General features: G+C 65.3%; 20 protein-coding genes. 16 read left to right on the plus strand and 4 right to left on the minus strand.

What is annotated here, in order from left to right; genetic code table 11:
• The first annotated feature begins 53 nt into the window (after window positions 1-53).
• The 3 genes from PX52LOC_RS01585 to PX52LOC_RS01595 all read left to right on the plus strand — a co-directional run bounded on the left by PX52LOC_RS01585 (window position 54) and on the right by PX52LOC_RS01595 (window position 4,288).
• The gene (locus PX52LOC_RS01585) at window positions 54-2,015 is read left to right on the plus strand and encodes a DUF1592 domain-containing protein (RefSeq protein WP_149108434.1); all 1,962 of its coding nucleotides are present in this window, start codon (window positions 54-56) and stop codon (window positions 2,013-2,015) included.
• Window positions 2,016-2,023: 8 nt separating this feature from the next.
• On the plus strand, window positions 2,024-3,454 hold the full coding sequence (locus PX52LOC_RS01590; protein ID WP_149108435.1) for a DUF1552 domain-containing protein: 1,431 nt from the start codon (window positions 2,024-2,026) through the stop codon (window positions 3,452-3,454).
• Between the two features lie 87 nt (window positions 3,455-3,541).
• Complete coding sequence (locus PX52LOC_RS01595; RefSeq protein ID WP_149108436.1) at window positions 3,542-4,288, plus strand: hypothetical protein; 747 nt, start codon at window positions 3,542-3,544, stop codon at window positions 4,286-4,288.
• A 100-nt stretch (window positions 4,289-4,388) separates the two neighbouring features.
• Here the strand turns inward: PX52LOC_RS01595 and PX52LOC_RS01600 are convergent, their stop codons facing one another.
• The gene (locus PX52LOC_RS01600) at window positions 4,389-5,780 is read right to left on the minus strand and encodes a DUF1501 domain-containing protein (protein ID WP_149108437.1); all 1,392 of its coding nucleotides are present in this window, start codon (window positions 5,778-5,780) and stop codon (window positions 4,389-4,391) included.
• An 84-nt stretch (window positions 5,781-5,864) separates the two neighbouring features.
• Between PX52LOC_RS01600 and PX52LOC_RS01605 the strand changes: the two genes are divergently transcribed.
• Window positions 5,865-6,893, plus strand: a complete 1,029-nt coding sequence (locus PX52LOC_RS01605) for an AAA family ATPase (protein ID WP_149108438.1) — start codon at window positions 5,865-5,867, stop codon at window positions 6,891-6,893.
• 69 nt (window positions 6,894-6,962) lie between these two features.
• Here PX52LOC_RS01605 and PX52LOC_RS01610 read toward each other — a convergent pair whose 3' ends face one another.
• Window positions 6,963-8,087 (minus strand): hypothetical protein, encoded by a 1,125-nt coding sequence (locus tag PX52LOC_RS01610; RefSeq protein WP_168218753.1) that lies wholly within the window; start codon window positions 8,085-8,087, stop codon window positions 6,963-6,965.
• 386 nt (window positions 8,088-8,473) lie between these two features.
• Here PX52LOC_RS01610 and PX52LOC_RS01615 point away from each other — a divergent pair, with 386 nt between their 5' ends.
• The 4 genes from PX52LOC_RS01615 to PX52LOC_RS01630 all read left to right on the plus strand — a co-directional run bounded on the left by PX52LOC_RS01615 (window position 8,474) and on the right by PX52LOC_RS01630 (window position 12,639).
• Window positions 8,474-9,340 carry an alpha/beta fold hydrolase gene (locus PX52LOC_RS01615; RefSeq protein WP_149108440.1) on the plus strand — a complete coding sequence of 289 codons (867 nt, stop codon included), beginning with the start codon at window positions 8,474-8,476 and terminating at the stop codon, window positions 9,338-9,340.
• An 8-nt stretch (window positions 9,341-9,348) separates the two neighbouring features.
• Entirely contained in the window at window positions 9,349-9,978 is a 630-nt protein-coding gene (locus tag PX52LOC_RS01620) for a class I SAM-dependent methyltransferase (protein WP_149108441.1), read from the plus strand.
• A gap of 577 nt (window positions 9,979-10,555) precedes the next feature.
• Window positions 10,556-11,002 (plus strand): cyanase, encoded by a 447-nt coding sequence (cynS, locus tag PX52LOC_RS01625; protein WP_149108442.1) that lies wholly within the window; start codon window positions 10,556-10,558, stop codon window positions 11,000-11,002.
• A 50-nt stretch (window positions 11,003-11,052) separates the two neighbouring features.
• A complete protein-coding gene (locus tag PX52LOC_RS01630; protein WP_149108443.1) occupies window positions 11,053-12,639 on the plus strand; it encodes a GH3 family domain-containing protein in 1,587 nt (528 codons plus the stop codon).
• Here PX52LOC_RS01630 and PX52LOC_RS01635 read toward each other — a convergent pair.
• Complete coding sequence (locus tag PX52LOC_RS01635) at window positions 12,631-12,972, minus strand: response regulator (protein ID WP_149108444.1); 342 nt, start codon at window positions 12,970-12,972, stop codon at window positions 12,631-12,633. The genes PX52LOC_RS01630 and PX52LOC_RS01635 overlap by 9 nt on opposite strands.
• A gap of 2 nt (window positions 12,973-12,974) precedes the next feature.
• The gene (locus PX52LOC_RS01640) at window positions 12,975-14,195 is read right to left on the minus strand and encodes a trypsin-like peptidase domain-containing protein (RefSeq protein WP_149108445.1); all 1,221 of its coding nucleotides are present in this window, start codon (window positions 14,193-14,195) and stop codon (window positions 12,975-12,977) included.
• Between the two features lie 108 nt (window positions 14,196-14,303).
• Here PX52LOC_RS01640 and PX52LOC_RS01645 point away from each other — a divergent pair, with 108 nt between their 5' ends.
• From PX52LOC_RS01645 to PX52LOC_RS01680, 8 genes are all read left to right on the plus strand, one after another.
• A complete protein-coding gene (locus PX52LOC_RS01645; RefSeq protein ID WP_149108446.1) occupies window positions 14,304-15,839 on the plus strand; it encodes a xylulokinase in 1,536 nt (511 codons plus the stop codon).
• Window positions 15,840-15,941: 102 nt separating this feature from the next.
• On the plus strand, window positions 15,942-16,319 hold the full coding sequence (locus tag PX52LOC_RS01650; RefSeq protein WP_149108447.1) for a hypothetical protein: 378 nt from the start codon (window positions 15,942-15,944) through the stop codon (window positions 16,317-16,319).
• 121 nt (window positions 16,320-16,440) lie between these two features.
• On the plus strand, window positions 16,441-17,721 hold the full coding sequence (locus PX52LOC_RS01655; RefSeq protein ID WP_149108448.1) for a hypothetical protein: 1,281 nt from the start codon (window positions 16,441-16,443) through the stop codon (window positions 17,719-17,721).
• Window positions 17,722-17,923: 202 nt separating this feature from the next.
• Window positions 17,924-18,964, plus strand: coding sequence for a 3-oxoacyl-ACP synthase III family protein (locus PX52LOC_RS01660; protein ID WP_246173630.1), 1,041 nt, complete (start codon window positions 17,924-17,926; stop codon window positions 18,962-18,964).
• Window positions 18,965-18,988: 24 nt separating this feature from the next.
• A complete protein-coding gene (locus PX52LOC_RS01665) occupies window positions 18,989-19,207 on the plus strand; it encodes a hypothetical protein (protein WP_149108449.1) in 219 nt (72 codons plus the stop codon).
• Window positions 19,208-19,327: 120 nt separating this feature from the next.
• On the plus strand, window positions 19,328-20,290 hold the full coding sequence (locus PX52LOC_RS01670; protein WP_149108450.1) for a DUF1559 family PulG-like putative transporter: 963 nt from the start codon (window positions 19,328-19,330) through the stop codon (window positions 20,288-20,290).
• A gap of 220 nt (window positions 20,291-20,510) precedes the next feature.
• Window positions 20,511-22,301, plus strand: coding sequence for a GspE/PulE/PilB domain-containing protein (locus PX52LOC_RS01675; RefSeq protein ID WP_168218754.1), 1,791 nt, complete (start codon window positions 20,511-20,513; stop codon window positions 22,299-22,301).
• A gap of 79 nt (window positions 22,302-22,380) precedes the next feature.
• Window positions 22,381-23,640: a hypothetical protein gene (locus tag PX52LOC_RS01680; protein ID WP_149108452.1), complete on the plus strand. Its 1,260-nt coding sequence runs from the start codon at window positions 22,381-22,383 to the stop codon at window positions 23,638-23,640.
• The last annotated feature ends 20 nt before the right edge of the window (window positions 23,641-23,660 follow it).

The following is a 23,660-nucleotide window of genomic DNA, read 5'->3' on the forward strand; positions in this document are numbered from 1 at the left end:
GCGGGTACGCTCTAACCATCGGCCGTGACTCACAATTCGTCGGGGTGCCCTCCATGCGGTGGCTGCGCTTGGTTGCCTTCGTCGGCCTACTCGCGACCGTCGGCCTGTTGCCGTGGTGGGCTACCGCGTGGTCGGAAGAACCAGTACCGAAGCCGACGACACCTCCCCAACCCACGTTCGTTCAAGACGTGCGGCCACTGCTGAAGACCTACTGTTTCGACTGTCACAACCCCAGCCGGCGGAAGGGCGGCCTCGACCTCGCCGAGATCGAAACTGATGCCGCGGCGGCCGGGCGGGACGACCTGTGGGATTCGGTGGCCGAGCGGATGCGGGCGAAGGAGATGCCGCCGCCGAAGAGTAAGCAATTGACGGCGGACGAACAGCGGGTGCTGACCGAGTGGCTCAAGCACGCCGCCGAGTCGCGGGTCGATTACGACAAGTTGACCAAGGAACAGCGCGAGGAACTCCTGGCCGGCGAGCCGTTCAGCCGGCGGTTGAACCGCGTCGAGTACGGCAACACGCTCCGCGACCTGTTCGGCATCAACCTGCACGCGGGGGACTTGTTGCCGTCAGAGGGTGGCGGTGGCGAGGGGTTCGACAACGCCGGGGCCACGCTGTTCACCACGCCGGTTCTTGTAGAGAAGTACCTGGAAGCCGCCGAGTTGGTCCTCGGCGCCCTGCTCCCCGCAGGCAAGAAGGCCGATCCCAAGTTCGACGCCGCCCGCCGATCGCTGCTGATCGCCGTCCCCGATGCGAAGACTTCGCCGCGCGACGCGGCCCGCACGGTTCTCACCGCCTTTCTCCCGCGTGCGTTCCGCCGGCCGGCGACCGACAAGGAAATCGACCGCTTCCTCGACGTCTTCGAGAAGGCCCACGCCCGCGGCGACGGCTACGAGCCGGCCCTCAAGCTCGCTCTGAAGGGCGTGCTGATCTCGCCGCACTTCTTGTTCCTGACCGAGACGCCAGCCGAGAAGACCGGCACGTACCCACTCGATCAGTACGAAGTGGCGGCCCACCTGTCGTACTTCCTCTGGGCGTCGATGCCGGACGAAACGCTGATCGGGCTGGCGGCGAAGGGGAAGTTGCACGACCCTGCGATCCTCCGCGAGCAAGTCCGGCGGATGGTCCGCGACCCGAAGTCGCGCGGGTTCGCCGAGAGTTTCGGCGGGCAGTGGCTCGGCATCCGGCCCCTCGGCACGACGGTCCGGCCGGACGCGAAGGCGTTCCCGGAGTTCGACGACGAACTCGCCGCCACGATGCGCGAGGAGACGGTGCTGTTCCTCGACACGATCATCCGCGAAGACCGTAGCGTGCTGGACGTGATCGACGCCGACTACACGTTCGTCAACGAACGGCTCGCGGCCCTGTACAAGATCGACGGCGTGAAAGGCTCGGAGATGCGGCGGGTCAAGCTGACCGACCCGAACCGCGGTGGGGTATTGGGACACGCCGGCATCCTCGCCGTCACGTCATTCCCGCACCGCACCAGCCCCGTCCTCCGCGGCCGGTGGGTGCTCGAAGAACTACTCGGCGTCGAAGTACCCCCGCCGCCGCCGGACGTGCCGGTACTGAACGACCGGCCGAAGGGGGCCGACGCCTCGCTGACTTTCCGCCAGATGTTGGAGAAGCACCGCAACAAGTCCGAGTGCGCCGCCTGCCACGCCCGCATGGACCCGCTCGGCTTCGGCCTGGAAAACTTCGACGCCATCGGCCGGTGGCGAACGGAGCAAGGCGGCCAACCCGTAGACAGCGCCGGCGTTCTCCCGACCGGCGAGAAGTTCAGCGGGCCGGCCGAGTTGAAGAAGCTGCTGTTGGAGAAGCGGCGGGCCGAGTTCCTCCGAAACGTGTGCCGAAAGGCGCTGGGGTATGCCTTGGGTCGCGAGATCAAGCGCGTGGACCTGAGCGTCGTGCAGGACTGCGTGAAGTCACTGGAGGCGTGCGAGTTCCACAGCTCCCGCCTGCTGGAAACGATCGTGCTGAGTTACCCGTTCACCCACCGCAACCAGATGAAGTGAGCCGCGTCATGGGGATCAAATCGAAGCCGCTGTCGCGCCGCCGGTTCCTCCGCGGGGCGGGCGTCGCCCTGGGGTTGCCGCTGCTCGAAGCGATGACGCCGACCCGTGCCGCGGCCGCCGAAGCCGTGGCCCCCGTTCGCGCGGCCTACCTGTACTTCCCGAACGGCGCGTGGATGGACGCCTGGATTCCGAAGCAGACGGGCAAAGATTTCGACCTGCCGTTCAGCCTCACGCCGTTGGCCCCGGTGCGGGAATCGGTCGTCGTGCTCAGCGGCCTGGACAAGCCGTTCAGCCGCACCGGCGACGGGCACTACGCCAAGACGGCGAACTTCCTCACCGGCCTGCACGTCCGCAAGACGACCGGGCAAGACCTGAACTCCGGCGGCGCGTCGGTCGATCAAGTTGCCGCGAACCACATGGGGCAACTGACGCCGTTGCCGTCGCTGGAACTGGCGACCGACCCGGTCATCAACGGCCTGGATCGGGCGGTGAACTACACCCGCATGTACGGCTCGTACATCTCGTGGCGGCGGCCCGACCTACCGATGCCGCGGCTGATCGACCCGCGGGCGGCGTTCGAACGCATGTTCGGCCCCCGCGACGCCGAGGGTAAGCCCCTGCCCCGCCCTTCTCGTGCCGACGATCAGAGTTTGCTCGACGCGGCCCTCGAAGACGCGCACTCCCTCCGCCGGAAGTTGGGCAAGGGCGATCAGCAAAAGTTGGAAGAATACCTCGACGCCGTCCGCGGCGTGGAGAAGCAGATGGGCTACGGCCAACCGACGGCGGCCAAGGCCAACAGGTGGAAGCCGCCGACCAAGCCGGACCGTCTCGTGCCGCCGCCGAGCTTGTCGCGCGCCGGGGTGTTGTTCACGAGCAAGGACAATGGCGGCGACCAAATCGCGGCCGCGGGCGGCACCACAATCGACCCGCCGGAACTCGTCCGCCTGATGCTCGACCTGATCGTCCTCGCGTTCTGGACCGACACCACGCGGAACGTCACGTTCATGTTCGCCAACGACGTGTCGCCGCGGAACTTCTCCTTCCTCGACGGCGTGAAGGAAAACCACCACTCGTCGTCGCACCACTCGAACCAACCGGCCAAGATCGAGGACTACAAGGCGATCACCCGCTGGCACGTCGAACAGTACGCCCGCCTGTTGTCGCGGTTGCAAGAGGTCAAGGAAGGAGAACGCACCCTACTGGACAACGCGATGGTGGTGTGCGGGTCCAGCCTCTCCGACGGCAACAAGCACGACCCGAACAACTTGCCGATCCTCCTCGGCGGCAAGGGCGGCGGCCGCATCCGCACCGGTCAACACCTGGCGTCGCCGAAGAACACGCCGCTGTGCAACCTGTACCTGTCGATGCTGGACTGCATGGGCGTCCCGGTGACGCGCTTTGGCGACAGCACCGAACGCCTCCGCGGGCTGATGGGGTAGGCAACGGTCCCGGGCTTCTTGATCGCATCGCCGTGCCGCGTAACATAACGCGGCCGCCTGTTCCCCTTTCCCTCGTTCGAGCCTGCCATGAAACTGCCCCTCCTGCTCACGTCCGTGTTCCTCGCCGTTCCGGCCTTCGCAGCCGACTTGCCCACGATCCCGGACAAGCCACTCGGCGAGAAGAAGGAACTGCTGTTCTCCGACGACTTCGAGGGGGCCGAACCCGCGAAGGTGTGGCACAAGGTCGTGCCGACGTTCGCCGTCGAGAAGGGCGTGCTGAAGGGCACGCAGACCCGCGACAAGAACGTGCCCGCCGCCGACGGCAAGCCGGCTGTCACCGCTCACGCGGCGGTTCACGGCTTGGAGATCCCCACCAAGGACAGCGTCGTCGAAGTGAAGATCCGGTTCGACGGGGCGACGGTGATCGACGTGGAGTTCGACGACCGCAAGTACACAGGCGCGCACTACGGTCACATCTGCCGGGCGCAGGTGCGATTGAACGGCGTCACGATCATCGACGAGCGCGACGGCACCATGCGGAACGACATCTACGAGATGAACAAGGACGCCAGTAAGAAGGCCGAGGTTGCCAAGTTGCTCACCGGTCGCCGCGTCACTTACCCGGCGAAGTTGGAAGCCGGGAAGTGGTACACGATGGGCGTCGAGACGGTCGGCGACGAGATGCGGGTGACGCTCGACGGCAAACCGGCCGCGTACCTGAAGTCGTCGGGCATCGGCCACGCGACGAAGTCGAAGATCGAGCTCGGCGTCGGCGGCAAGGACGGCAGCTTCGACGACATCAAGGTCTGGAACGCGGAACCGGCGAAGAAGTAACGCGGGTGAGTCCTTGGCGAGCCGAGCACCGTGAGGTGCCGGGTGGGTGTCAACGATACTCACCCGGCACCTCACGGTGCTCGGCTCGCCAAATCGATTGTCACGCCCACAGCCCGGTGATCGGCGTCCCCTCGGAGATGATCGACGGGCGGTTCGTGCTGTCCGCGTAGTGGCCACCGGGGTCGAGGCCGAGGGCGTAGAACATCGTCGCCGTCAGGTCGGCGGGCGTCACCGGTCGGTCACTTGGGTAAGCGCCGATGCGATCCGATGCGCCATACACACTTCCCGGCGTCACCCCGGCCCCGGCCATCACGACGGAGTAACATCCGGCCCAGTGTTTCCGCCCCGGCGACGCCCCGGCGAACCGCGGTTCCAGGGCCACCTTCGGTGCTCGCCCGAATTCGCCCATCCCCACGACCAGCGTCGTGTCGAGCAACCCGCGTTGGTGCAAATCGTCGAGCAGCACCGCGAACGTCGCGTCCCACCGCGGCAACAGGTGCGTCTTCATCGCGTCGAAGATGTCGTTGTGCGTGTCCCAGCCGTAGGCTTCCGTTTCGTCGGGGTGCTGGTCCTGGCCGCGGATCGTGTAGTTGAAGAACGTCGTCACCCACGGCACGCCGACTTCCACCAACCGCCGGGCGAGCAGGCACGCCTGTCCCGACCGGTGCCGGCCGTAGCGATCGCGGACGGCCGCCGACTCCCGCGACAGATCGAACGCACTCCGCGCCTGCGGCGACTTCAGCACGTCGTAGGCTTGCCTCACCATCGTGGCGTGGTCGGCCGTGGACGGGTAGCGGGTGCCGTCGAGGTTGCCGAGGAGTTGCTGCCGCCCCTGGAAGCGGGCCGCGGACACGTCGGACAGTTGCTCCAGGCCGCCGGTCAGTTCGCCGTCGTCGGTCGGGTCGCCGACAGTGTACGGCTCGAAGCCGTGGCCAAGGAATCCGCCGTTCAACCCGGGCGACGGCCGCAGCGGGACGAGCAGCGGGCCGTTGACGTGAATCGCCGTGTACGGCAGTCGCGCGGCCGGCCGCACGCGCTTCAGCACCGCCCCGAGCGCCGGGTAGTCGTTCGGCGACGGGTCGGGGTTCGACGACTTTCGCGGGTGGAACCGCCCGGTCAGCGACAGGTACACGGCCGAGCCGTGGTCGAGGTCGTCGTGCATCACGCTCTTGACGACGGAAACCCGGTGGGCGAGTTTCGCCAGCTTCGGCAGGTGTTCGCAGAATCGCAGTCCGGGTACGGTGGTCGGAATGCTGCCGAACGCGCCGCGGATTTCCTCGGGAGCGTCCGGCTTCGGGTCGTAGGTTTCGAACTGGCTCTGCCCGCCGCTGGCGAACACGACGAGCACCGACTTCGCCCGGCCGAACCCGCCGCGGGGCTTGGCCGCCCGCACCGGGTTCGCAGCGAGCAGCGCGGGCAGACCGATGCGCAACACGTCCCGCCGCGTCAGAGCGGCACCGAGCGAACCGAGGCTGGCAGAGAGGCGTGGCATGGGGATAGTTTACCCGACGGAGGCGTGTCGCGGCAAACGCTCCTTCTTGTAGAATGCCCTCACCTCCGACGAAAGGAACCACCGGTGTCTGCCAATATCAGCGAGTACCTCACGCAGTTCGCCCAGCACCGCACGCAGATGGTCGATCAGCTCAAGCGGGTCGTCGTCGGCCAGCACGAGGTCATCGAACAAATCCTCGCGGCCATCTTCACGCGCGGGCACTGCCTGCTCGTCGGCGTGCCGGGGCTGGCGAAGACGCTCATGGTCAGCAGCATCGCCCAAATCCTCGACGTGAACTACAAGCGCATCCAGTTCACGCCGGACTTGATGCCGAGCGACATCACTGGCACCACCGTCCTCGACGAGACGCCGGAAGGCAAGCGGCAGTTCCGCTTCGTTAACGGGCCGATCTTCGCGAACGTCGTGCTCGCCGACGAAATCAACCGCACGCCGCCGAAGACCCAGGCCGCGCTGCTGCAAGCGATGCAGGAGCGCGAAGTCACCGCCGGCAGCGAAACGATGAAACTGCCCGAGCCGTTCTTCGTCATCGCGACGCAGAACCCGATCGAGCAGGAAGGCACGTACCCGCTGCCCGAAGCGCAACTCGACCGCTTCATGTTCAACGTGAAGGTGGACTATCCCACCGCCGAGGAGGAACGCCGCATCGTCAGCATGACGGCGAAAGACGAGGCCGCCGAACTGACGAAGGTGATGACCGCGAAGGCGATCCTGAACTTGCAAAAGCTGGTGCGGAGCGTGCCGGTCGGCGATTACGTGACCGAGTACGTGGTGAAGTTGGTGCGAGCCACGCGGCCGAAAGACCCGACCGCCCCGGAGTTCGTCAAGCGCATGGTCGACTTCGGGGCCGGCGTGCGTGCCGGGCAGTACCTCGTGCGGGCCGGGCAGGCATTCGCCGCGATGGACGGCCGGTTCAGCGTGGCCATCGACGACATCAAGAAGGCTGCCATCCCGGTCCTGCGGCACCGCATCGCCGCGAACTTCCAGGCCCAGGCCGAGGGCAAGACGAGCGATGACATCGTGACGGAACTGCTCAAGGCGATCGGCGAACCGGAACCGACGAAATACGTCAGCGGGCCGAAGAAGAAGCTGTAGGAAACGACAACGGGCGGGTCGGCTATCCATCCGACCCGCCCGCGTGCTCGATGTAAATCTCAAGCCAATCTACGCGGACCGCTTCCGCCGCATCAGACCGGCGAGCGGCAGGCCCAGGCCCGCCAGCACCAGGGCGGGCGGGGCGGGGACTTCATTCGTGGGCGGCGGCGGGTTCAGGTCGCCGTTCTGTGTCACGAGGTAGACGATCGTGCCGTCCAGCGTGGCGCTCTCGGCCAGGATGTCGCCGGAGTCGGTGATGCCGATGGCCCGGGTCAAACTCACATTCTGCGGGTTGTCCCCGAGCAGCGAGTTCAGGCTCCGCAGCCCGTTCGTGGCGTCCCACAGGAACGCCAGGCTCTCGCCGGCATCGTTCTGGGCGGTGCCGACGACCTCGCCCAAGTTGTTAATGGCGAAGGCGACCGAGTTCGCGCCGCCGAGGCCGCCGAGGTCGGTGAAGACGCCAGCGTTCCACACGAACGCGCCGCTCGTGCCATCGCCGCGGGTGCTCTGGCCCACGACCACGCCGTTGTTGTTGATGTCATTCGCGGAACCGTCGGCGGTCGGCCCACCGAGACCACCGAGGTCCACCAAGCCGCCGGCTTCGGTCCAGATGAACGGCCGCGATCCGCCGTCCGCGGTGTCACTCGCGCCGACCACAGTGCCGGCGTCGTTCACGCCGCGGGCAACCGAGTTGTTACCGCCGAGCGTGCCGAGGTCGGTCAGGCCGACGCCCGGTTGCCACACAAAGGCGTGCGTGGCGGCGTTGCCGGTCGTCGGGCTGGCCCCGACCACGACACCCGTCGCGTTGACGGCCGAGACCGTAGGGAAGGACGTGCCGCCGAGCGTGCCGAGGTCGGTCAGGCCGACGCCGGGCTGCCAGAGGAAGGCGTGCGAGACGCTGCTCGTCGTGTTGATCCGGCTCGTGCCCGCGACCCAACCCTGTTCGTTAATGGCCGAGGCCGAGGAGTTGGTGCCGCCGAGCGTGCCGAGGTTCGTGAAGCTGGTCACGTTGTCCCAACGGTAGGCTTGCTGCTGACCGGGGGCCACTTCCCGCGTGCCGGCGAACTGCCGGCTCGAATTCACGGCCACCGGCTGAATGCCGACGCTGCTCAGGTCAATCGCGAAGTAGTCGGCTCGAACCGGCGACGCGAGGGCCAAGCCCATCGCCGCCATCATCCACAGGCGGAAGTTCATCAGTGTCACTCGGAAGGAAAAACAAGATCGGCCGGGCGGGAAGAGGTCGCCCGGCCGATCTACATTGGGTGTTGAGGGGTAGCCTAAAGAATCTGTCGAGGGTGGTAAAGGACAATTGGTAAAATTTGCGGAATCGTTAAAGTTACTACTGTCGGAAAAATCGCTACAGCTTATCATGCGGTCTATCCGCCCGATTTCTCCAGGAGTCGGAGATTCTTGCTTGTAAAGGGTGGATAGCTGGATAAGCTAGCACGAACATTCGGCCCAATTTGGGTGAGAAATGAACCCTTTCGGGATTTTCACTCACATCGGGTTCTCTTCGCCATAAGCTGTACCGACGAGTTTTGGGAATTCGCGTGTCCCGTTGAGCTGCGGAGACAGCCGCTATGCCAGCCTTGAACGGACTACTCGAACGCATTCGCGCCAAAGCCTACGGCCGACGGCAGCCGCTCGTTCTCATCAACGGGTTGGCCGAGCAGGCTGAGTCGTGGTACAAGAACAAGCGGTTTTGGTCCCGGTACTTCGAGGTCCACACGCCGAACTTCCTCGTCTACGACGGGGAGGCGATTCACAAGCGCATCGACGAGAAGCAACCCGTCTCCGTCGATTACCTCGTTGAGCAACTCCACAGTTACCTGTTCAACTTCGCCCAGACGGCTCCTTATTACTTGGTCGCCAGCAGCCTCGGCGGCAAAATTGCAGTCGAATTCGCGGCCCGTTACCCGCAGATGATTAGCCGCATGGTTCTCATCTGCCCGTCCGGGATGGGCGACAAAGAGCAACTGCCGATCATGGAAGGGGTTCGCCGCGAAGACTGGAATTCGGTCGTCCGCAGCGTCTTCCACCGCCGGCGGTTCGTGGACCGCGAGGTCGTGCGGTATTACAAGGCGGCCGTGAAGAACCGCCGCTGGAAGCGCGGCCTGTTGCGCACCGTCAACGACACGAAGGAACACTCCGTCCGGTCGCTGATGAGCAAGCTCACGGTCCCGACGCTACTCATCACGGCGTTGAACGACAAGATTTGCGACCCGAAGACCGCAGCGGAAGCGGCCGCCGAGATGCCGGCGGGCGTCGGCCACTACCTCGCGATCCCGAAGTGCGGCCACGCCCCGCAGATCGAACGGTCGCGCAAGATCAACCGCCTCGTGTTATCCTTCCTGACCGACCCGAGTCCGACGGCGCACCCGAGTTGGGCCAGGAAATTCCTTGTGAAGCCGACCCGCCGCGAATCATCCCCCGCGCGACCTACCTGAGAGCCTTCATGACCCCGAGTACCGCGACCCCCAAACAGGCCAAGAAATCCAACGGCAGCGATTTCTGGATGGTCTTCAAGAAGTTCGTGACCCAGGGCACGGCCATCGCCACCCCGGCCCCGAGCGGTCGCTACCTCGTCCGCGAGATGCTCAAGGGGATCAACTTCGACACGGCCAAGGTGATCGTCGAACTCGGGGCCGGCACCGGCCCGATTACGGACATCCTGTTGAAGAAAGTGAAGCCGCACACGCGGCTGTTGATCGTCGAGATTGAAGCCGATTTCTGCGAGCGCCTCCGCCGTCGGTTCCCGCACGCCGAGATCGTGCAGGGCGACGCGGCCCACCTCGACAAACTGCTCGCCGACCGCGGCGTGGGCGAAGTCGACCACATGGTATCCGGCCTGCCGATGCCATCGATCCCGCACCCGATCCGCAAGGCGATCTTCGAAAGCTCGATGAAGTGCATGGGTCCGGAGGGCGTCTTCCGCCAACTGACGGTGATGCCGTACGTGTACTGGAACTTCTACCGCCATTACTTCCAGGACGTGTCGTTCAAGCTGGTGCCGGTGAACCTGCCGCCGGCCGGCGTGTACTTCTGCAAGAAGTTCAAGCCCGACGCGGCCGACCCGAAGAAGTAATTAGCGAGACGATGGGGAGACAACTTGGAAATGAGCCGCGATACCGTGCTAGAGTGGCTCTCGGCCCTCTCAGAGGGGCCGTGGGTCGAACTCATGGTCGCCGCGTGTGCTCAGAAGTCGCCGCAGATGAACTTACAGTTAAAAGCAAAGTATCCCCACATTAGCGAAGACCATAAGTACATTGTCGGGCATGTGTGGCGAGCCGAGTCTGATGAGCAGTGGGAAACGATCGAAGTGGTTGCCCCCGAAGACCGAGAACATTACCGTGGAACGCCCATGGCGTTCTCTCCCGAAGATTGCTCGCCGATCCGAAACACTACCTGCGAAAAGTGCGGTAATCGCGTGACCTCATGGGCTAGGGTCGTGAAATGTCCGGTGTGTGGGGAAGGTCTGTCCTGTCACTGAATAAACTAAACCTTTAGTCGCAATCGTACCCCGCCCGGACCGGTGGGCCTTGAAGGCTCGGCACTACCCTACAGAAATCACTTCCCCGGCCGTATACTTCCGCCACGGCCACGCTTCACCCTCTCCCCGCGTGCGGACGGCTTCCGCGCTGAACCTTGGGAGAGGTACGCAGATGACCCGAGACAACATCCGCCAACTGGCGTTGGACGCGAAGGTGCGGGCGGGGCTGAGCTGGCCGCAGGTGGGCGAGGCCATCGGCCGCAGTCCGGTGTACGCGGCGTACCTCGTGTACGGCGTCGGGCAGGCCACGGCCGAGGAAGCGGCCGGACTCGGCAAGGCCCTCGCGCTGCCCGCGGAGGCGGTAGCGGTGTTGCAGCAGGTGCCGCACCGCACGCCGGCCCAGCCCTGGCCGCCGACCGACCCGTTCATCTACCGTCTGTATGAGGCCGTCATGCTGTACGGCCCGGCGTTCAAGGACGTGGCCCACGAGATTTTCGGCGACGGCATCATGAGCGCCATCGACATGGCGGTAGACATCCGCAAGGTCGAGGACCCGCCCGGCGTGCCGCGGATGGTCTTGGCCCTCAACGGCAAATGGCTCACGTACAAAAAGTTCTGACGGGTGGCCCGCGTTCCCTGCGGGCCGTTTGATTTTCAGGAACTCTCCTCATGCTCACCACCGCGTTCCTCGCTCCGCTCGTGAACTTGCCGCTCGTGCGGCGGGTGGCCGATGCCGGCCTCGTGCAGATGGCCCACAGTCGCACGCGGGAACTCGATCGACTCGACGCCGGGAAGGTGCAGGCCGAGACGCTGTTGAAACTCGTCCGCACAGCGAAGGATACGCGGTTCGGGATGGATCACGGTTTCAAGGACATCGACTCAGTTGGCGACTACCAGAGCCGGGTGCCGGTGCGCAGTTACGAATACTTCTGGGACCACTACTGGAAGGGCTACCCGAACGTCACCGACGCGACGTGGCCGGGGTTCATGCCGTACTTCGCCCTGTCGTCGGGCACCACCAGCGGGGCCACGAAGTACATCCCGGTGTCGATGGACATGGTGCGGTCCAACCGCAAGGCCGCCCAGACGACGATGGCCCTGTTCCGGCACTGCTTCCCTCACCACCAACTCTTCACCGGCAAGTTCTTCTTCCTCGGCGGCAACACTGACGTGAACCTGCTCTCCAACGGCAGTCGCGGCGGCGACCTCAGCGGCATCGCGGCGAGAGAAATCCCGGAAGCCGTGCGGCCGTACACTTTCCCGCCGCTGGAACTCAGCCGCATCCCGAAGTGGGAAGAGAAGATGCCGCGGTTGGCGGAAGCGGCCGCGAAGGAGAACATCGTCGCCCTCAGCGGCGTGCCGTCGTGGATGGCTCTACTGTTCGACATGATGAAGCAGGTGACGGGCAAGAAGACCATCGCCGAGATTTGGCCGAACTTCCGCCTCTTGATCCACGGCGGCACGAAGTTCGACGGCTACCGCGATCTGTTCCGCCAGCAGATCGGCGGCGACGCCTTCGAGTTCTGCGAAGTCTACCCGGCCAGCGAGGGGTTCATCGCGACCGAAGACCCGCGGTACAAGTTGCTGCGGTTGGTGCCGGACCACGACATCTTCTTCGAGTTCATCCCGGTCGAAGACTTTGACGCGCACGGCCAACTGAAGGAAAAGCCAACGCGGCACACCGTCCGCGAAATCGAGGTGGGCGTGCGGTATGCCGTGGTGCTGACGTCGTGTGCCGGCGTGTGGAGCTACCTCATCGGCGACACGGTCGTCTTCGAGAGCGTGAAGCCGCCGCTCATGCGGTTCGCGGGGCGGACGAAGAACTTCCTCTCCGCATTCGGCGAACACCTGATCGAAGAGGAAGTCGAGAAGGGCGTGGCCCACGCCGCCCGCGAGTGCGGCGTCTTCACCGGCGACTTCCACGTCGGCCCGGTCTTCCCAACCAAGCCGAACGTGCCGGGCTTCCACCGCTACCTGATCGAGTTCCGCGACGCGGTGCCGGACTTGAAGCGGTTCGCCGGGCTGTTGGACAAGGAACTCGACCGGCTGAACGAGGACTACGCCGCCCACCGCATCGGCGACCTGACGATGACGATACCGGAGGTGGTGCCGGTGAAGTTGGGATCGCTGGCCGCTTGGGTAGAAGCCCGCAAGGGGACGCTCGACGTGCAGACGAAGGTGCCGCGGATGGACAACGACGGGAAGCTGACGGAAGCGATCTTCGCGTGGCTGCGGGAGAAGGGGAAGTTACAGTAACCACCCCGCGATGTCTGTCTCCAACTTGTCCACGAACGCACTCCGCGGCAGCACCAAGTCGCACCCCGCCTGTCGCGCAGCTTTCAGTCGCTCGACATCAACGTGCGAGCCGTAGGCCACGATCCGCACGCCCGGCAGTTCCGCCCGCAGTTTTGCCACGTCGAGCGTCGGATTGTGCAAGTCGAGGATCACGCCCGCTGGCGGGTCATCCTTGGCCTTCGCCAGCAGTGCCTCGGCCGTCTTCGCTGTCACGACCGTCAAGCCGTGTGCCCTCGCCGTCGCGACGATGCGGCTGGTGAAGATCAGGTCGTCGCTGAGGAGCAGTCCGGGCATCGTTATTTCGCCTTCACGTTATCTTTGACCATCTTCGCGACCTCCAAAATGGCGTCGTCACCCTTCTGATTCTTGAGGCCGTCCAACAGGGTCTTGATGAGCTTCTGGTCGAAGTCGGCCGGGAACCGTGCGGCCACGTCGGGCGAACTCGAGATGTAAAAGTTCCGCGGCTCCTTGCAGACGACCACGACGAAACCACTGACCGTCTCGGCCGTGCTGCGCTTCGTCGCCCACTCGCGCATGTACTTCGTCCGCTCGTCCGGCTTCATCCCCTTCACCTTCTCCAGGTCATCTTTCGGAACCGTCGCGAAGGTCTCCACGAGCAGATCGACTTTCTGCTTCGCGTGCAGGTCGTTGACCGCGTCCTGAAGTTTCTTCACCGTCTCCTCGGTGAAGAACTTCCCGCCGTCGGCCACCGTCGCCGGCTTGTCGCGTTTCGACTCGCCGGTGGGGGATGTCTTCTTCGGCTCGTCGGCCTTCGTGGTCTTCACGCCTTCCGACCGCAACAGCCGTTGAACCTCGGTCACGTCCACGAAGGTGCTGACGAGTTGCGCGTCGACGGCCCCGCCCTGCGTGACGCCGACGAGTTCGCCCTTGTCGTTGAGCAGCGGGCCGCCGCTGTCGCCGGGGTTGGTCGCGGAGTCGGTTTCGACGACCTCGGCCTTGAACCGAAGGATGCGGTTGCCGTCCAGCTTGGCCCGCCACTCCTTCTTGTAAACCTGCCGCACCTTGCCCGGCACGTAGCCCCAGAGGGCGTCCGACTTGCCGGTGTTGCCGACGGAATGCACCGTCTGCCCCGGCTCGACCGACTGCGCCGCCACCGGCACGGCCGTCACGCCGGCGGGCAGGTGGTCGAGTTGGATCAACGCCAGGTCCACCGTCTTCTCGACGGCGATGACCTTGCCGGCGATGGCCAGGTCTTTCGCCCGGTCGCTGTAGTATTTCTTCTCAGCGATCGGCTTGCCGTCGCGGAAGTACGGGAAGAACACCCGCGCCCGCGGGTTGTCCTCGACGACGTGGTAGTTCGTCAGCACCAGCCGCTTCTCACGGTCCACCAGCGTGCCACTGCCGGTCGCCAGCCCCTTGTCGCGGGTGGAGTGGACCCAGACGACGGAGTGAATCACCTTCTTGTACACCTTCGCGCCGTCGCTGTCGTCGGCCCGCACCGTCGGCCCGGCCACCAGCAGGGTCAGCAGTACCATCGCACGGCGGAGCACGGTCATACGTCACCTACTCGGGAGGGCGGTCGGGGACATTCTATCCGCGCGGCCCCTTGCCATTCCTTCGATTGCGAACGAAACCAATTTCACCACTCTCCCGGGAATCGTTCCATGTCCGAAGCTCTCCGTCACGTGCCGCCCGACGCGATCATCGTCGGTTGGGATTTCAGCACCGGCTCCGTCAAGGCCCTCGCGTTCGACCCGTCCGGCAACGTCCGGCACGAAGTCCGCCTGCCGACCGACCTGTGGACCGAAGGCGGCGTCAGCGAACTCAGCCTGCTGCAACTCGAAGGGCAAGCCCTGGCCAGCGCGCGAGCGATGGGGCACTGGCTGGAGGAGAACACCGACTCCGGGAAGTGGCTGGCGGCCGGCATCTCGGCCACGCACCACTCGGCCGGCTTGCTCGACGCCAACGCGGTACAGGTCCGCCGGATGATTTGCTGGAACGACCAGACGCTGGCGAAGTACCACGGGGAAGGGTTGCAGCGACTCGGCGGGCAGGACCGCGTGAAGGAACTGATCGGCGGGCCGTGGGCCGTGCGGTATTCGCTCAGCCACCTCGTCAAGGACGAACACACGCTGTCCGCGGCCGACTGGGACCGCACGGCCGTCATGCTCCCGCACGGGCCGGCGGCGGCCGGCTTCCTGACGGGGCGGTTCGATTGCACGTCGGTGTCGTCGGCCGCTTCGACCGGCATGATGGATCTGCGGAAGAACGAGTGGCGGGCCGAGATGCTCTTCGCCCTGGCCGACCCCGCCCGCCGCGAGCAGGCGTGGAAGCACCTGCCGCGGATCATCGACATGAACGACCCCGTCGGCCCGCTGTCGGAGGCCGTGGCCGCCGCCGCGAAGATGACGACCACGAACCGGCCGTTGATCTTCCCAACGCTCGACGATCAGGCCGCGGGTCTCGTCGGCGGCGGAGCCGTCGATGCGGGGCAAGTCGCGATCATCCTCGGCAACTCGGCCGTGGTGAACTCATCGGCCGCCTTCGCCCCGCAGTCCGGCACGCTGGACGCGATGAAGCTGAACTGGGGGCCGTACCTCTGGATGCGGTGCTACACGAACGGCGCTCAGTTCCTCGACAAAGTCATCGGCGAGAAGCCCAACTGGACCGCCCTGGAAGCGGCCGCGCGGAAGGTGCCGGCCGGGTGCGGCGGCGTGACCGTGCTGCCCTTCCTGTACGCGGAACCGTCGGTCGGCGTGAACGCCCCGCGGTTCCAGTGGACGCCATCGGAGCCGACCGACGGCGGCACGAAACTGCGGGCGTCGTTCGAGGCGTTGTCGTACCTCATCGGCCTCGCGGTGAAGGAACACGAAGCCGCCGGCCAGACGATCACCCGCGTCACCGTGTCCGGCGGCATCGCCCGCAACGACCTGATGCTCGAAATTCTGGCGAGCGTGCTGGACCGGGAACTCGTCCGCCTCGTCTCGGCCGAAGGCCCGGCCCTCGGCGCGGCGGTGGCAGCCCTCGCCGGGTACGAAACCCACCAACGGCGGAAGGCCGGCGACAACACGCCGTACACGGTGGCCGACGCCGTCACCGCGATGGTGAAGTTCCGCCCGGAGGCTGTGAAGCCGAACCCCGAATGGCGGGGCGTCTACCAACAAGGGCTGGCGGCGTTCGCGGCGAAGGTGAAGGGCTGATTCGAATTTGCTGGCGGCCTGTAAGTAATTCTGGCTTGGTGGCCAAGCCGCGGGTCATGCCACGGTGGTTGTCGGCGAGAAGCTGCATACCGAGATTGAGCTATGACGCGGCGCAAGGTACGTTTGCTTCTCGTCTTGACAGTGTTCGTCGGCCTGCCGTTGATGATGGCGGGATGCCTATGGTTCGGTCCGAGTAGTAGCGGTGAATTCCGCGTTTCCCCCGACGGTAAGTACGAGGCTTATGCCGACAACGTCAGCAATGGGACGATCCTTGGCCGAAGAAATCATTACATCGTGATTCGGGTCGTCGAACTGTCATCGGGTAAGGAACTCTGGCGTGTTGTTTATGACCACGCGCCAGACGCCGATGTGCCAGATTATGTGCTCAGGGGACTCAAGTTTGTTGTTTGGGCAGAGGACTCTTCTGCGGTAACAATACCTGTCGGGGATAGTCGGGAGCTAAAATTCCCGGTCCCGTGAGTGATCGAAGATCAACATGTCGGTGGACTAAGACCAGCAATCAACTTCCGCTTGACGAGCTGACCGATTTCCTTCACCCTGTGCGCCTTGTGCGACTCTCGCGGAGACACGGAGGTTTCCCATGCGGCCGATCTTGTCCATCAGCTTCCTCGCGACACTCGGCCTCGCCGTGATGCCGGCCGCCGCACAGTCGCCGCCGCCGGGACTGTTGCCACCGTCGATCACCGGCCGGCCAGTGCCGGAGGCAGTCACCCCGGTCGCCGCGAGCGTGCCGAAGCAACCGAGCATCGCCCGCTTCCAGAACCTACAGAACTACCCGCCGGACACGGCTTCGACGGTCCTCGGAATGCGGGCCGCCGCGGAGTGGCTGGCAAAGCGGCAACAGCCGCAGGGCCGGTTCCTCTTCGGCGTTAACCCGGCCCTCCGCACGCCGATCGACGGCGATAGCGATTACCGGCAGGCTCTCGCGACGTGGGCCGTGTGTCAGGCCGCCAACTTCACCGCCGATGAGAAACTAACCGCGTGCGGCGGGCAAGCCGTCCTCGGCCTGTTGGCGCTGACGAAGGACGACCCCGCCGACGCGACGTGCAAGACGCCGACGCTGCTGCCGACCGGCGGCAACCCGGTCGGCTTCGCTGCCGCCCTCGCCCTGTCCATCTACAGCCTGCCGACGGCCGACCCGAAGTTGCTCGCGGAGGCGGAAAAGCTCTGCGGCTTCCTTCGCAAACAGGTGCAGGCCGACGGGTCCGTCGCGTGCGGTGACGACGCCGACGCGGTGAACGTCTACCCCGGCCTCGCCCTGCAAGCCCTCGCGGCCAGTCGCCGCGTGCGGCCGGAGGCGGCGAAGGACGCCGTCCTTGCGAAGTCGCTGGCCCAATACCGGACGAAGTTCAAAGCCGCCCCGCACGCGAACTTCGCCGGCACGATGATCCCGGCCGCCGCCGAATTCTGCCTGGAAACGAAAGACGCCAACGCCGCCGGAATGGTCTTCGAGATGGCCGACTGGCTCTGCGCCGCGCAGTACGGCAAGGCCGACGGTCAGCACGTGTTGTGGGCCGGGGCGTTCCGCACCGACTCGCTGCCCGCCGCGACGGAACCCGGTTTCGAGTCGGCCCACGCCGTCCGCGGGCTGGCCGCCGCCTGTCAGTTGATCCGGCAGGGCGTGCCGGATTTGACCCGCTACCCGAAGTACCGGGCCGCCGCCGTCGAGGGGCTGGCCTTCACGCGCGGCTTGCAGTTCACGGTCGAGAACACCGGCCACTTCATGGCCGATTTCCGCACCCAGTACCTCCTCGGCGGCGTCCGCACGGCCCTCACCGACGGGAACATCCGGGCCGACGCCACCGCCCTCGCCGGCCTCGCGTTCCAGAGGTTCCTCGAAAGTGGGGCCGAACAGCAGTAATCCTTGACGAGAAATGGCCACGGATGAACACGGATCAATCGAAGCACAAAATCCTGTTCAAAGACGTGATCGGGCGAACCACCTGAAATGAATCTGGTTTCATCCGTGTTCATCCGCGGCCAATTCCACCGGACCTGTCCGCGGCAGTCTCTATAATGGCTTCTCGGAATTTTGCCCTCTCCCGCCACCCGTACCGACCTTCATGACCGTTCCCAACCGCCCCCTCCCCCGGCCGAAGTGCAAATCCCTGATGGGCGTCCGCGTCGCGGGCACAGGGAAGTACTTGCCCGAATTGGTGGTCACGAACGCCGACTTATACGACCAACTGAACTTCGCCGCCCGCGGGTACAATGCCGAGTGGATCGTTCAGCGGACCGGCATTCAGGAGCGCCGCCACGTCCGCCCGGGGCAGAACACCTCTGACTTGTGCGTGGAAGCCGCGAAAGATTGCTTCGCCAAAACCGGCTACGCCGCGAAGGACATCGACCTGCTCGTGGTCGGCACGTTCTCGCCGGACATGTCGTTCCCGTCCACGGCCGCCATCGTTCAGGACAAGCTCAGGCTCTCGGCCCCCGCGATCGAAGTCGAAGCGGCGTGTGCCGGGTTCGTGTACGCCCTGGTCACGGCCGCCGCGTACGTCGTGGCCGGCGCGAGCGACCGGGCACTGGTCATCGGCGGCGACGCGAACTCGCGGATCGTGAACCCGAAAGACCCGAAGATTTTCCCGCTGTTCGGCGACGGAGCCGGGGCGGTGATTCTGGAGAAGGGCAGTCCAGAACAAGGGATTTTGGCGTACAGCATGGGGGCCGACGGCAGCGGCGGCCCGATGCTCTGTCGCCCGGCCGGCGGCACCGCGATGGAACTCACGCCGGAAGTCCTCGCGGCCGGCAAGCACTACATGCACATGGACGGCCAGGGCGTCTACCGGTGGGCGGTCGAGATCCTCCGCGATACCGTGAACGATGTACTGACGGCCGCCAAGGTGACGACCGACGACCTGTCGCTGATCGTGCCGCACCAGGCGAACATCCGCATCATCGAGCAATCGCTGAACAAGTTCCTGAAGATTCCGGCCGATAAAGTCTTCAACAACATGGACCGGTACGGCAACACGTCGGCCGGGTCGATCCCGATCGCGCTCGACGAAGCACTGGCCGCCGGCCGCCTGGAGCGCGGCCAACTCGCGTTGTTCAGCGGCTTCGGCGCGGGCCTCGCCTGGGGCACGACCCTGATCCGCTGGTAACGCTCGCAACGCAGGAGGCAGCCCGTGAACGAAAACCCCACCTTCGCCGACGACGGCGATCCCTGGACGATTCCCCTGCACGGCATCTCCGTCCCGCTGCCGCCGACCGCCGACGTGCCGCGAACCGGCCAACCGGCCACTGTTGACCTCCCGAGTGCCGACACGCTGCCGTCGCTGGAACTGCTGAGCGACGACGTGCCAACGGACGTGGGCTTCCACCCGCGGCTGCGCCGCTCGGCGTGAATGGCGAGCCGGCCGACGACCGAATCGCTCAAAGTCGCCTTGTCGGTGTTTGTCCGGAAGCTTAAATTACGGCCTCCTCTCCCGTGCTGTAATTCTTCGTTATTCTTGTGGGAGAGTGGAATGCTTCGTCCTTTTCTTCGCCGGTCGTCGGGCTTCACGCTCATCGAATTGTTGGTCGTTATCGCCATCATCGCAATTCTCATCGGTCTCTTGCTGCCGGCCGTGCAGAAAGTTCGCGAAGCCGCGTCTCGGGCCAAATGTCAGAACAACATGAAGCAGCTCGGCCTGGCCATCCACGGCTACCACGACATCAATAACGGCGTGCCGATCGAGGGGTACGGCCAAGGGCTGGGGTGGCCGATTAAGATTCTCCCGCACATCGAAGGGGGGAACATTTACAACCTGGTGTACCCGCTGTTCCAAACCGCCATCAATCTGGAAATCGCGAACGGCCCCACGGGGACGGGCGTCGCGGCGGCGTACACGACGGCCGCCGACAGCGTCAACTCGACAATGACGGTCCCCATTTACCTCTGCCCGAGTCGGCGGTCCGCGTCCGTCGGACCGAAGATCGACTACGCCGGCGCGTACGGCATCGGCTTGAGCAGCGCCGTCATCACCCCGAGCACGGAATCACCGGCCGGCTTCGCGGCCGTCATGGACGCGCGGGCCTACGGCTACAAGCAACTCGGCGTGACGTTCGTCCAGATGACGGCGGGGTCGTCGAACACGATCATGACCGCCCACAAGTCGTTGAAGCCGAGCCAGTACATTTCCAACACGGCGAACCAGGACAAGGGGTATGCGTACACGTCGTTGATGGGCGTGACCGGCGACCACATGCGGTACGCCGACAAGAACGGCAGCGGCAGTTCCGCGAACAAGGGCTACGTCAAGGACGACGAGAATCTCGACATCAACCACTTCGGCGGCCCCCACGACGGCGGCTCGCCGGTCTTGTTCGGCGACGGGTCCGTGCGGAACTACCGCTACGGGTACACCGACGGGTCGGGCATCGGCGACTGCGGCATCTTCCAACTGTTGCTGGCCTACAACCGCACGACCGTGGTGACGGTCGAGTAACGTCACCGTCGATCCGAATTCTCACTCCGGCGGCGCGACCCATCGCGCCGCCGGTTTTTTCTTGCCCCGCAACCTTCGAATCGGCCAACGCCACGGCCGCTCGCCCGTTTGAAATGTCCAGGAGCGTGACCCGGCTTTCGCATATCATGAAGCGTCACACGCCCGTGGAAGAGTCCGCCCCATGGCTCTCGATTACAAATTCATCTCCCGTGCCGGGACAATGGCACCGCCATCCATTGCGAACGGGACCAAGAGTGTCTCCGGCAGCCCGCTGTTTCTCGTGCCGCGGTCGGTGATCGAACTCATCCCCGAATCGGTCGCCCGCGAGAACAACATCCTGCCGATCGCGAGCAGCGCCGAAACGCTGACCGTCGCCGCCGCGAACGCCAACGACATCCTGCTGGCCGACAAACTCTCGTTCATCATCGCCCGCAAGATCAAACTCGTCGAGTTCCCCCGCGCTGTCATTTTCGCGGCCATCGCCCACCACTACGGCCGCGTGCCGACCGAGTCCATCGATTCGATGCTGGCCGAGTTCACCGACACGGCCATCGAATTCACGCAGGTGGCCGGTGCCGCTCAACCCACGTGGGCGAAGGCCAAGTCGCGGGGCCGGAAAGGAAAGGCCGGCGTTGACTACATGGGGGGCATGCCATCCCTCGACGAGGACGACGACAGTACGGACTTCGAGTTGAACCTCGGCCTCTCGAAAACCGGCCCCCGTCGCTATCACCTGGACGAGATGGCCGACGGACGACGTTTCGACTCTTACACCGGCCCGCCCGGTTCTGGTTTCGATCACACCCCTAGCCCCGTGCGTGAAGGCATGTTCTTCCTCACCTTGCCGGAAGGCCATCGCGTCGTCGTCACCGACAAGTCGGGCCGCATGAAGGTCGTCGTCGGCCCGGCCCGCATTCTGACGTGGGGCAAGACGGTCCAGAAGATGAGCCACTACGTCGCGCACCCGGGCGAGTTCCTCGTCGTTCGGTACCGCGACGGGCGGCAGGAGAACCTCGGCGGGCCGTGCGAGATCTGGTTCGACCCCCGCATTCACCTGACGGTGAACAAGCAAGACGCCCTGCAAATCGCGCTCAAGGAAGCCGTGGTCGTCTACAGCCAGACGGGGCCGACCGTTTCCCGCCGCATCGTCCACGGCCCGGCCCTCTACGTGCCGGCCCCCGGCGAGTGGCTGCACACGTTCACCTGGCACGGCTCCGACGGCGGCTCCTCCGGCACGCAAAAGACGGCGAAGGGCCTGATCTTCCAGAAGCTCTGGCTGATGCCCGACCAGATGTACCACGACGTGCCCGAAGTCCGCACGGCCGACGACGCGGTGCTGACGATCAAGCTCATGATCTTCTTCGAACTGCTCGACATCGACCGGATGCTCGACACGACGCACGACCCGATCGGCGACTTCGTGAACGCGGCCACATCCGACGTGGTCGACTTCACCGGCCGCCACACCTTCGAGGAGTTCAAGAAGGAGACCGGCAAACTCAACGAGATGGACACGTACCGCCAGCTCACCGTGCGGGCGGCGCAGACCGGCTACCGCATCAACAAGGTCGTCTACCGCGGCTACGCCGCCCCGGACCGGCTGCAAGCGATGCACGACCAGGCCATCGAAGCCCGCACGAAGCTGGAACTCGACCGGGCGACGGAGGAGCAGGCTCAGGAACTGGAAGACTTCCGGCTGAACGCCCAGATGCAGCGGGCCGCGAAGCGCCGCACCGAGCAAGCCACCGAGGCGACCGCCGAACTGGAACTCCAACGCCAGCGCCAGGACGCCGAGTTGGCCCAGACGAAGCGCTCCGCCGACCTGCAACAAGACATCCGCCGGGCGAACGACCAACGGCAGCGTGAGCACCTGGAATCACTAAAGGGCATGAGCGTGGACCTGACCGCCTTCCTCACGCAAAACCGGGCCGACCGCGTGATCGAACTTCGGGGCACCGGAAACGGGAATGGCACGCACGTCCACATTGATCGGCTGGAAGAGAAGGAATAAACTGGCAGCTCCCGCTTCGGTCTCGGCCCGGTTGTTACCCGCCCGGTGTTGATCGGAAGCCATTTCTCAAGGTCCACGCATGAGCCGTGCCGCCGGCATCTTTTGCCTCGTCTTCGGCATCGTGTTCCTCTTCGTTGGCGGCATGGGCCTCCCGCTCGTTCTGATGAACCCCGGCGGGGCCGCGCCCGGTGCTGCCACCGCGTTCGCGGCCCTTGCGGTCGTCGGAGCGGTGTTCCTCGCCGCCACCTTGTTCCTGCTCCGCCAGCCCAAGCACGGCGGTCAGGGGGCGTTGGCAGGCGAAGAGCGGGTGGGGCGGTACCTCGCCAACAAGCCCGAGCCGTGCGAGTGGAACGGCGTCCGCTACGAGGTGCAGTACCTGTTGCCCAAGCCGGGAAAGAACCCCAAGCCGTCGTCCCTGCACGTTCGCGTGCCGGTGGCCACGCCGACGACGTTGCACTTTAGCCGCGAGAGCGTGTTCGACCGCGTGTGCAAGTCCGTGGGCATCGCCCGCGAGTGCCAGTCCGGCGACCGTGAGTTCGACACGGCCGTCTACGTGCGGTGCCCGTCCGAGGCTTACGCGGAAGCATTCCTGGCCGATGCCGACAAGCGGGCCGCCGTGCTCGCCCTGCGGAAACTCGGCTACCGGGACGTGCAACTAACCGGCACCCAGGCCGTCGCGCACTGGCCGGGGTTCGACCCGAACGCCCACGACCACCCGGAATTGACGGCCGCCACGGCCGACTTACTCGCGCTGCTCGCGAAGGATCTGCCGGCCGACGACCCCGACCACGCGCCCGCCCGCTTCGACGTGAGGAGAGTGTGGTCGGTCGGGCTCTGGCTGTTCGCCCTGCTCTACGCGGTGACGCTCATCGCCGCGTTCAACTACCCCACAATCCACACGTGGCCGTTGGTGATGTCGGCCGTCCCGCTGTTCGTCGGGGGGTACGTCGCGTTCGGGTGGGTGTCCGCGTACCTTCTCAGCGGCACGTCCACCGCCCACGACCGCTGGTACCCGCTCATGGTCACCGGTCTGTTGTGCCACGGGCTCGGGAGCATTGGCACGGTCGCGGCGGTCAACGCGCTGGCCGACCCCGGTCCCCTGGTCGAGCGTGTGCTCCCGATCGTCGATAAGCGGTCGCAAACGAGTAGCGGCAAGAACCGCACGACGACGTACTACGTGACGGTTCCCGCGTGGGAGCCGGGTTATGACACGACCGAATTCACCGTCTCCGGCGGCGACTACGCCAGTGTGACCCCGGGCCGCTCGAAGCTGCAACTTGTGACCGGTACCGGCCGCCTCGGTATCGAGTGGCTGATGTCGAAAGGTGTACAGCCGTAACCTGGCAACGGGAAGCCGTA

The organism is Limnoglobus roseus (assembly GCF_008254045.1).
Taxonomy (GTDB): Bacteria; Planctomycetota; Planctomycetia; order Gemmatales; family Gemmataceae; genus Limnoglobus; species Limnoglobus roseus.

What these genes read in the sequence shown, in the direction of transcription:
- PX52LOC_RS01680 (WP_149108452.1), top strand. Translation starts at nt 22,381, where the DNA reads ATGAGCCGTGCCGCCGGCATCTTTTGCCTCGTCTTCGGCATCGTGTTC.
- PX52LOC_RS01660 (WP_246173630.1), top strand. Translation starts at nt 17,924, where the DNA reads ATGACCGTTCCCAACCGCCCCCTCCCCCGGCCGAAGTGCAAATCCCTG.
- PX52LOC_RS01620 (WP_149108441.1), top strand. Translation starts at nt 9,349, where the DNA reads ATGACCCCGAGTACCGCGACCCCCAAACAGGCCAAGAAATCCAACGGC.
- PX52LOC_RS01610 (WP_168218753.1), bottom strand. Translation starts at nt 8,087, where the DNA reads ATGAACTTCCGCCTGTGGATGATGGCGGCGATGGGCTTGGCCCTCGCG.
- PX52LOC_RS01675 (WP_168218754.1), top strand. Translation starts at nt 20,511, where the DNA reads ATGGCACCGCCATCCATTGCGAACGGGACCAAGAGTGTCTCCGGCAGC.
- PX52LOC_RS01635 (WP_149108444.1), bottom strand. Translation starts at nt 12,972, where the DNA reads ATGCCCGGACTGCTCCTCAGCGACGACCTGATCTTCACCAGCCGCATC.
- PX52LOC_RS01655 (WP_149108448.1), top strand. Translation starts at nt 16,441, where the DNA reads ATGCGGCCGATCTTGTCCATCAGCTTCCTCGCGACACTCGGCCTCGCC.
- PX52LOC_RS01600 (WP_149108437.1), bottom strand. Translation starts at nt 5,780, where the DNA reads ATGCCACGCCTCTCTGCCAGCCTCGGTTCGCTCGGTGCCGCTCTGACG.
- PX52LOC_RS01670 (WP_149108450.1), top strand. Translation starts at nt 19,328, where the DNA reads ATGCTTCGTCCTTTTCTTCGCCGGTCGTCGGGCTTCACGCTCATCGAA.
- PX52LOC_RS01640 (WP_149108445.1), bottom strand. Translation starts at nt 14,195, where the DNA reads ATGACCGTGCTCCGCCGTGCGATGGTACTGCTGACCCTGCTGGTGGCC.
- PX52LOC_RS01590 (WP_149108435.1), top strand. Translation starts at nt 2,024, where the DNA reads ATGGGGATCAAATCGAAGCCGCTGTCGCGCCGCCGGTTCCTCCGCGGG.
- PX52LOC_RS01595 (WP_149108436.1), top strand. Translation starts at nt 3,542, where the DNA reads ATGAAACTGCCCCTCCTGCTCACGTCCGTGTTCCTCGCCGTTCCGGCC.
- PX52LOC_RS01645 (WP_149108446.1), top strand. Translation starts at nt 14,304, where the DNA reads ATGTCCGAAGCTCTCCGTCACGTGCCGCCCGACGCGATCATCGTCGGT.
- cynS (WP_149108442.1), top strand. Translation starts at nt 10,556, where the DNA reads ATGACCCGAGACAACATCCGCCAACTGGCGTTGGACGCGAAGGTGCGG.
- PX52LOC_RS01585 (WP_149108434.1), top strand. Translation starts at nt 54, where the DNA reads ATGCGGTGGCTGCGCTTGGTTGCCTTCGTCGGCCTACTCGCGACCGTC.
- PX52LOC_RS01650 (WP_149108447.1), top strand. Translation starts at nt 15,942, where the DNA reads ATGACGCGGCGCAAGGTACGTTTGCTTCTCGTCTTGACAGTGTTCGTC.
- PX52LOC_RS01615 (WP_149108440.1), top strand. Translation starts at nt 8,474, where the DNA reads ATGCCAGCCTTGAACGGACTACTCGAACGCATTCGCGCCAAAGCCTAC.
- PX52LOC_RS01630 (WP_149108443.1), top strand. Translation starts at nt 11,053, where the DNA reads ATGCTCACCACCGCGTTCCTCGCTCCGCTCGTGAACTTGCCGCTCGTG.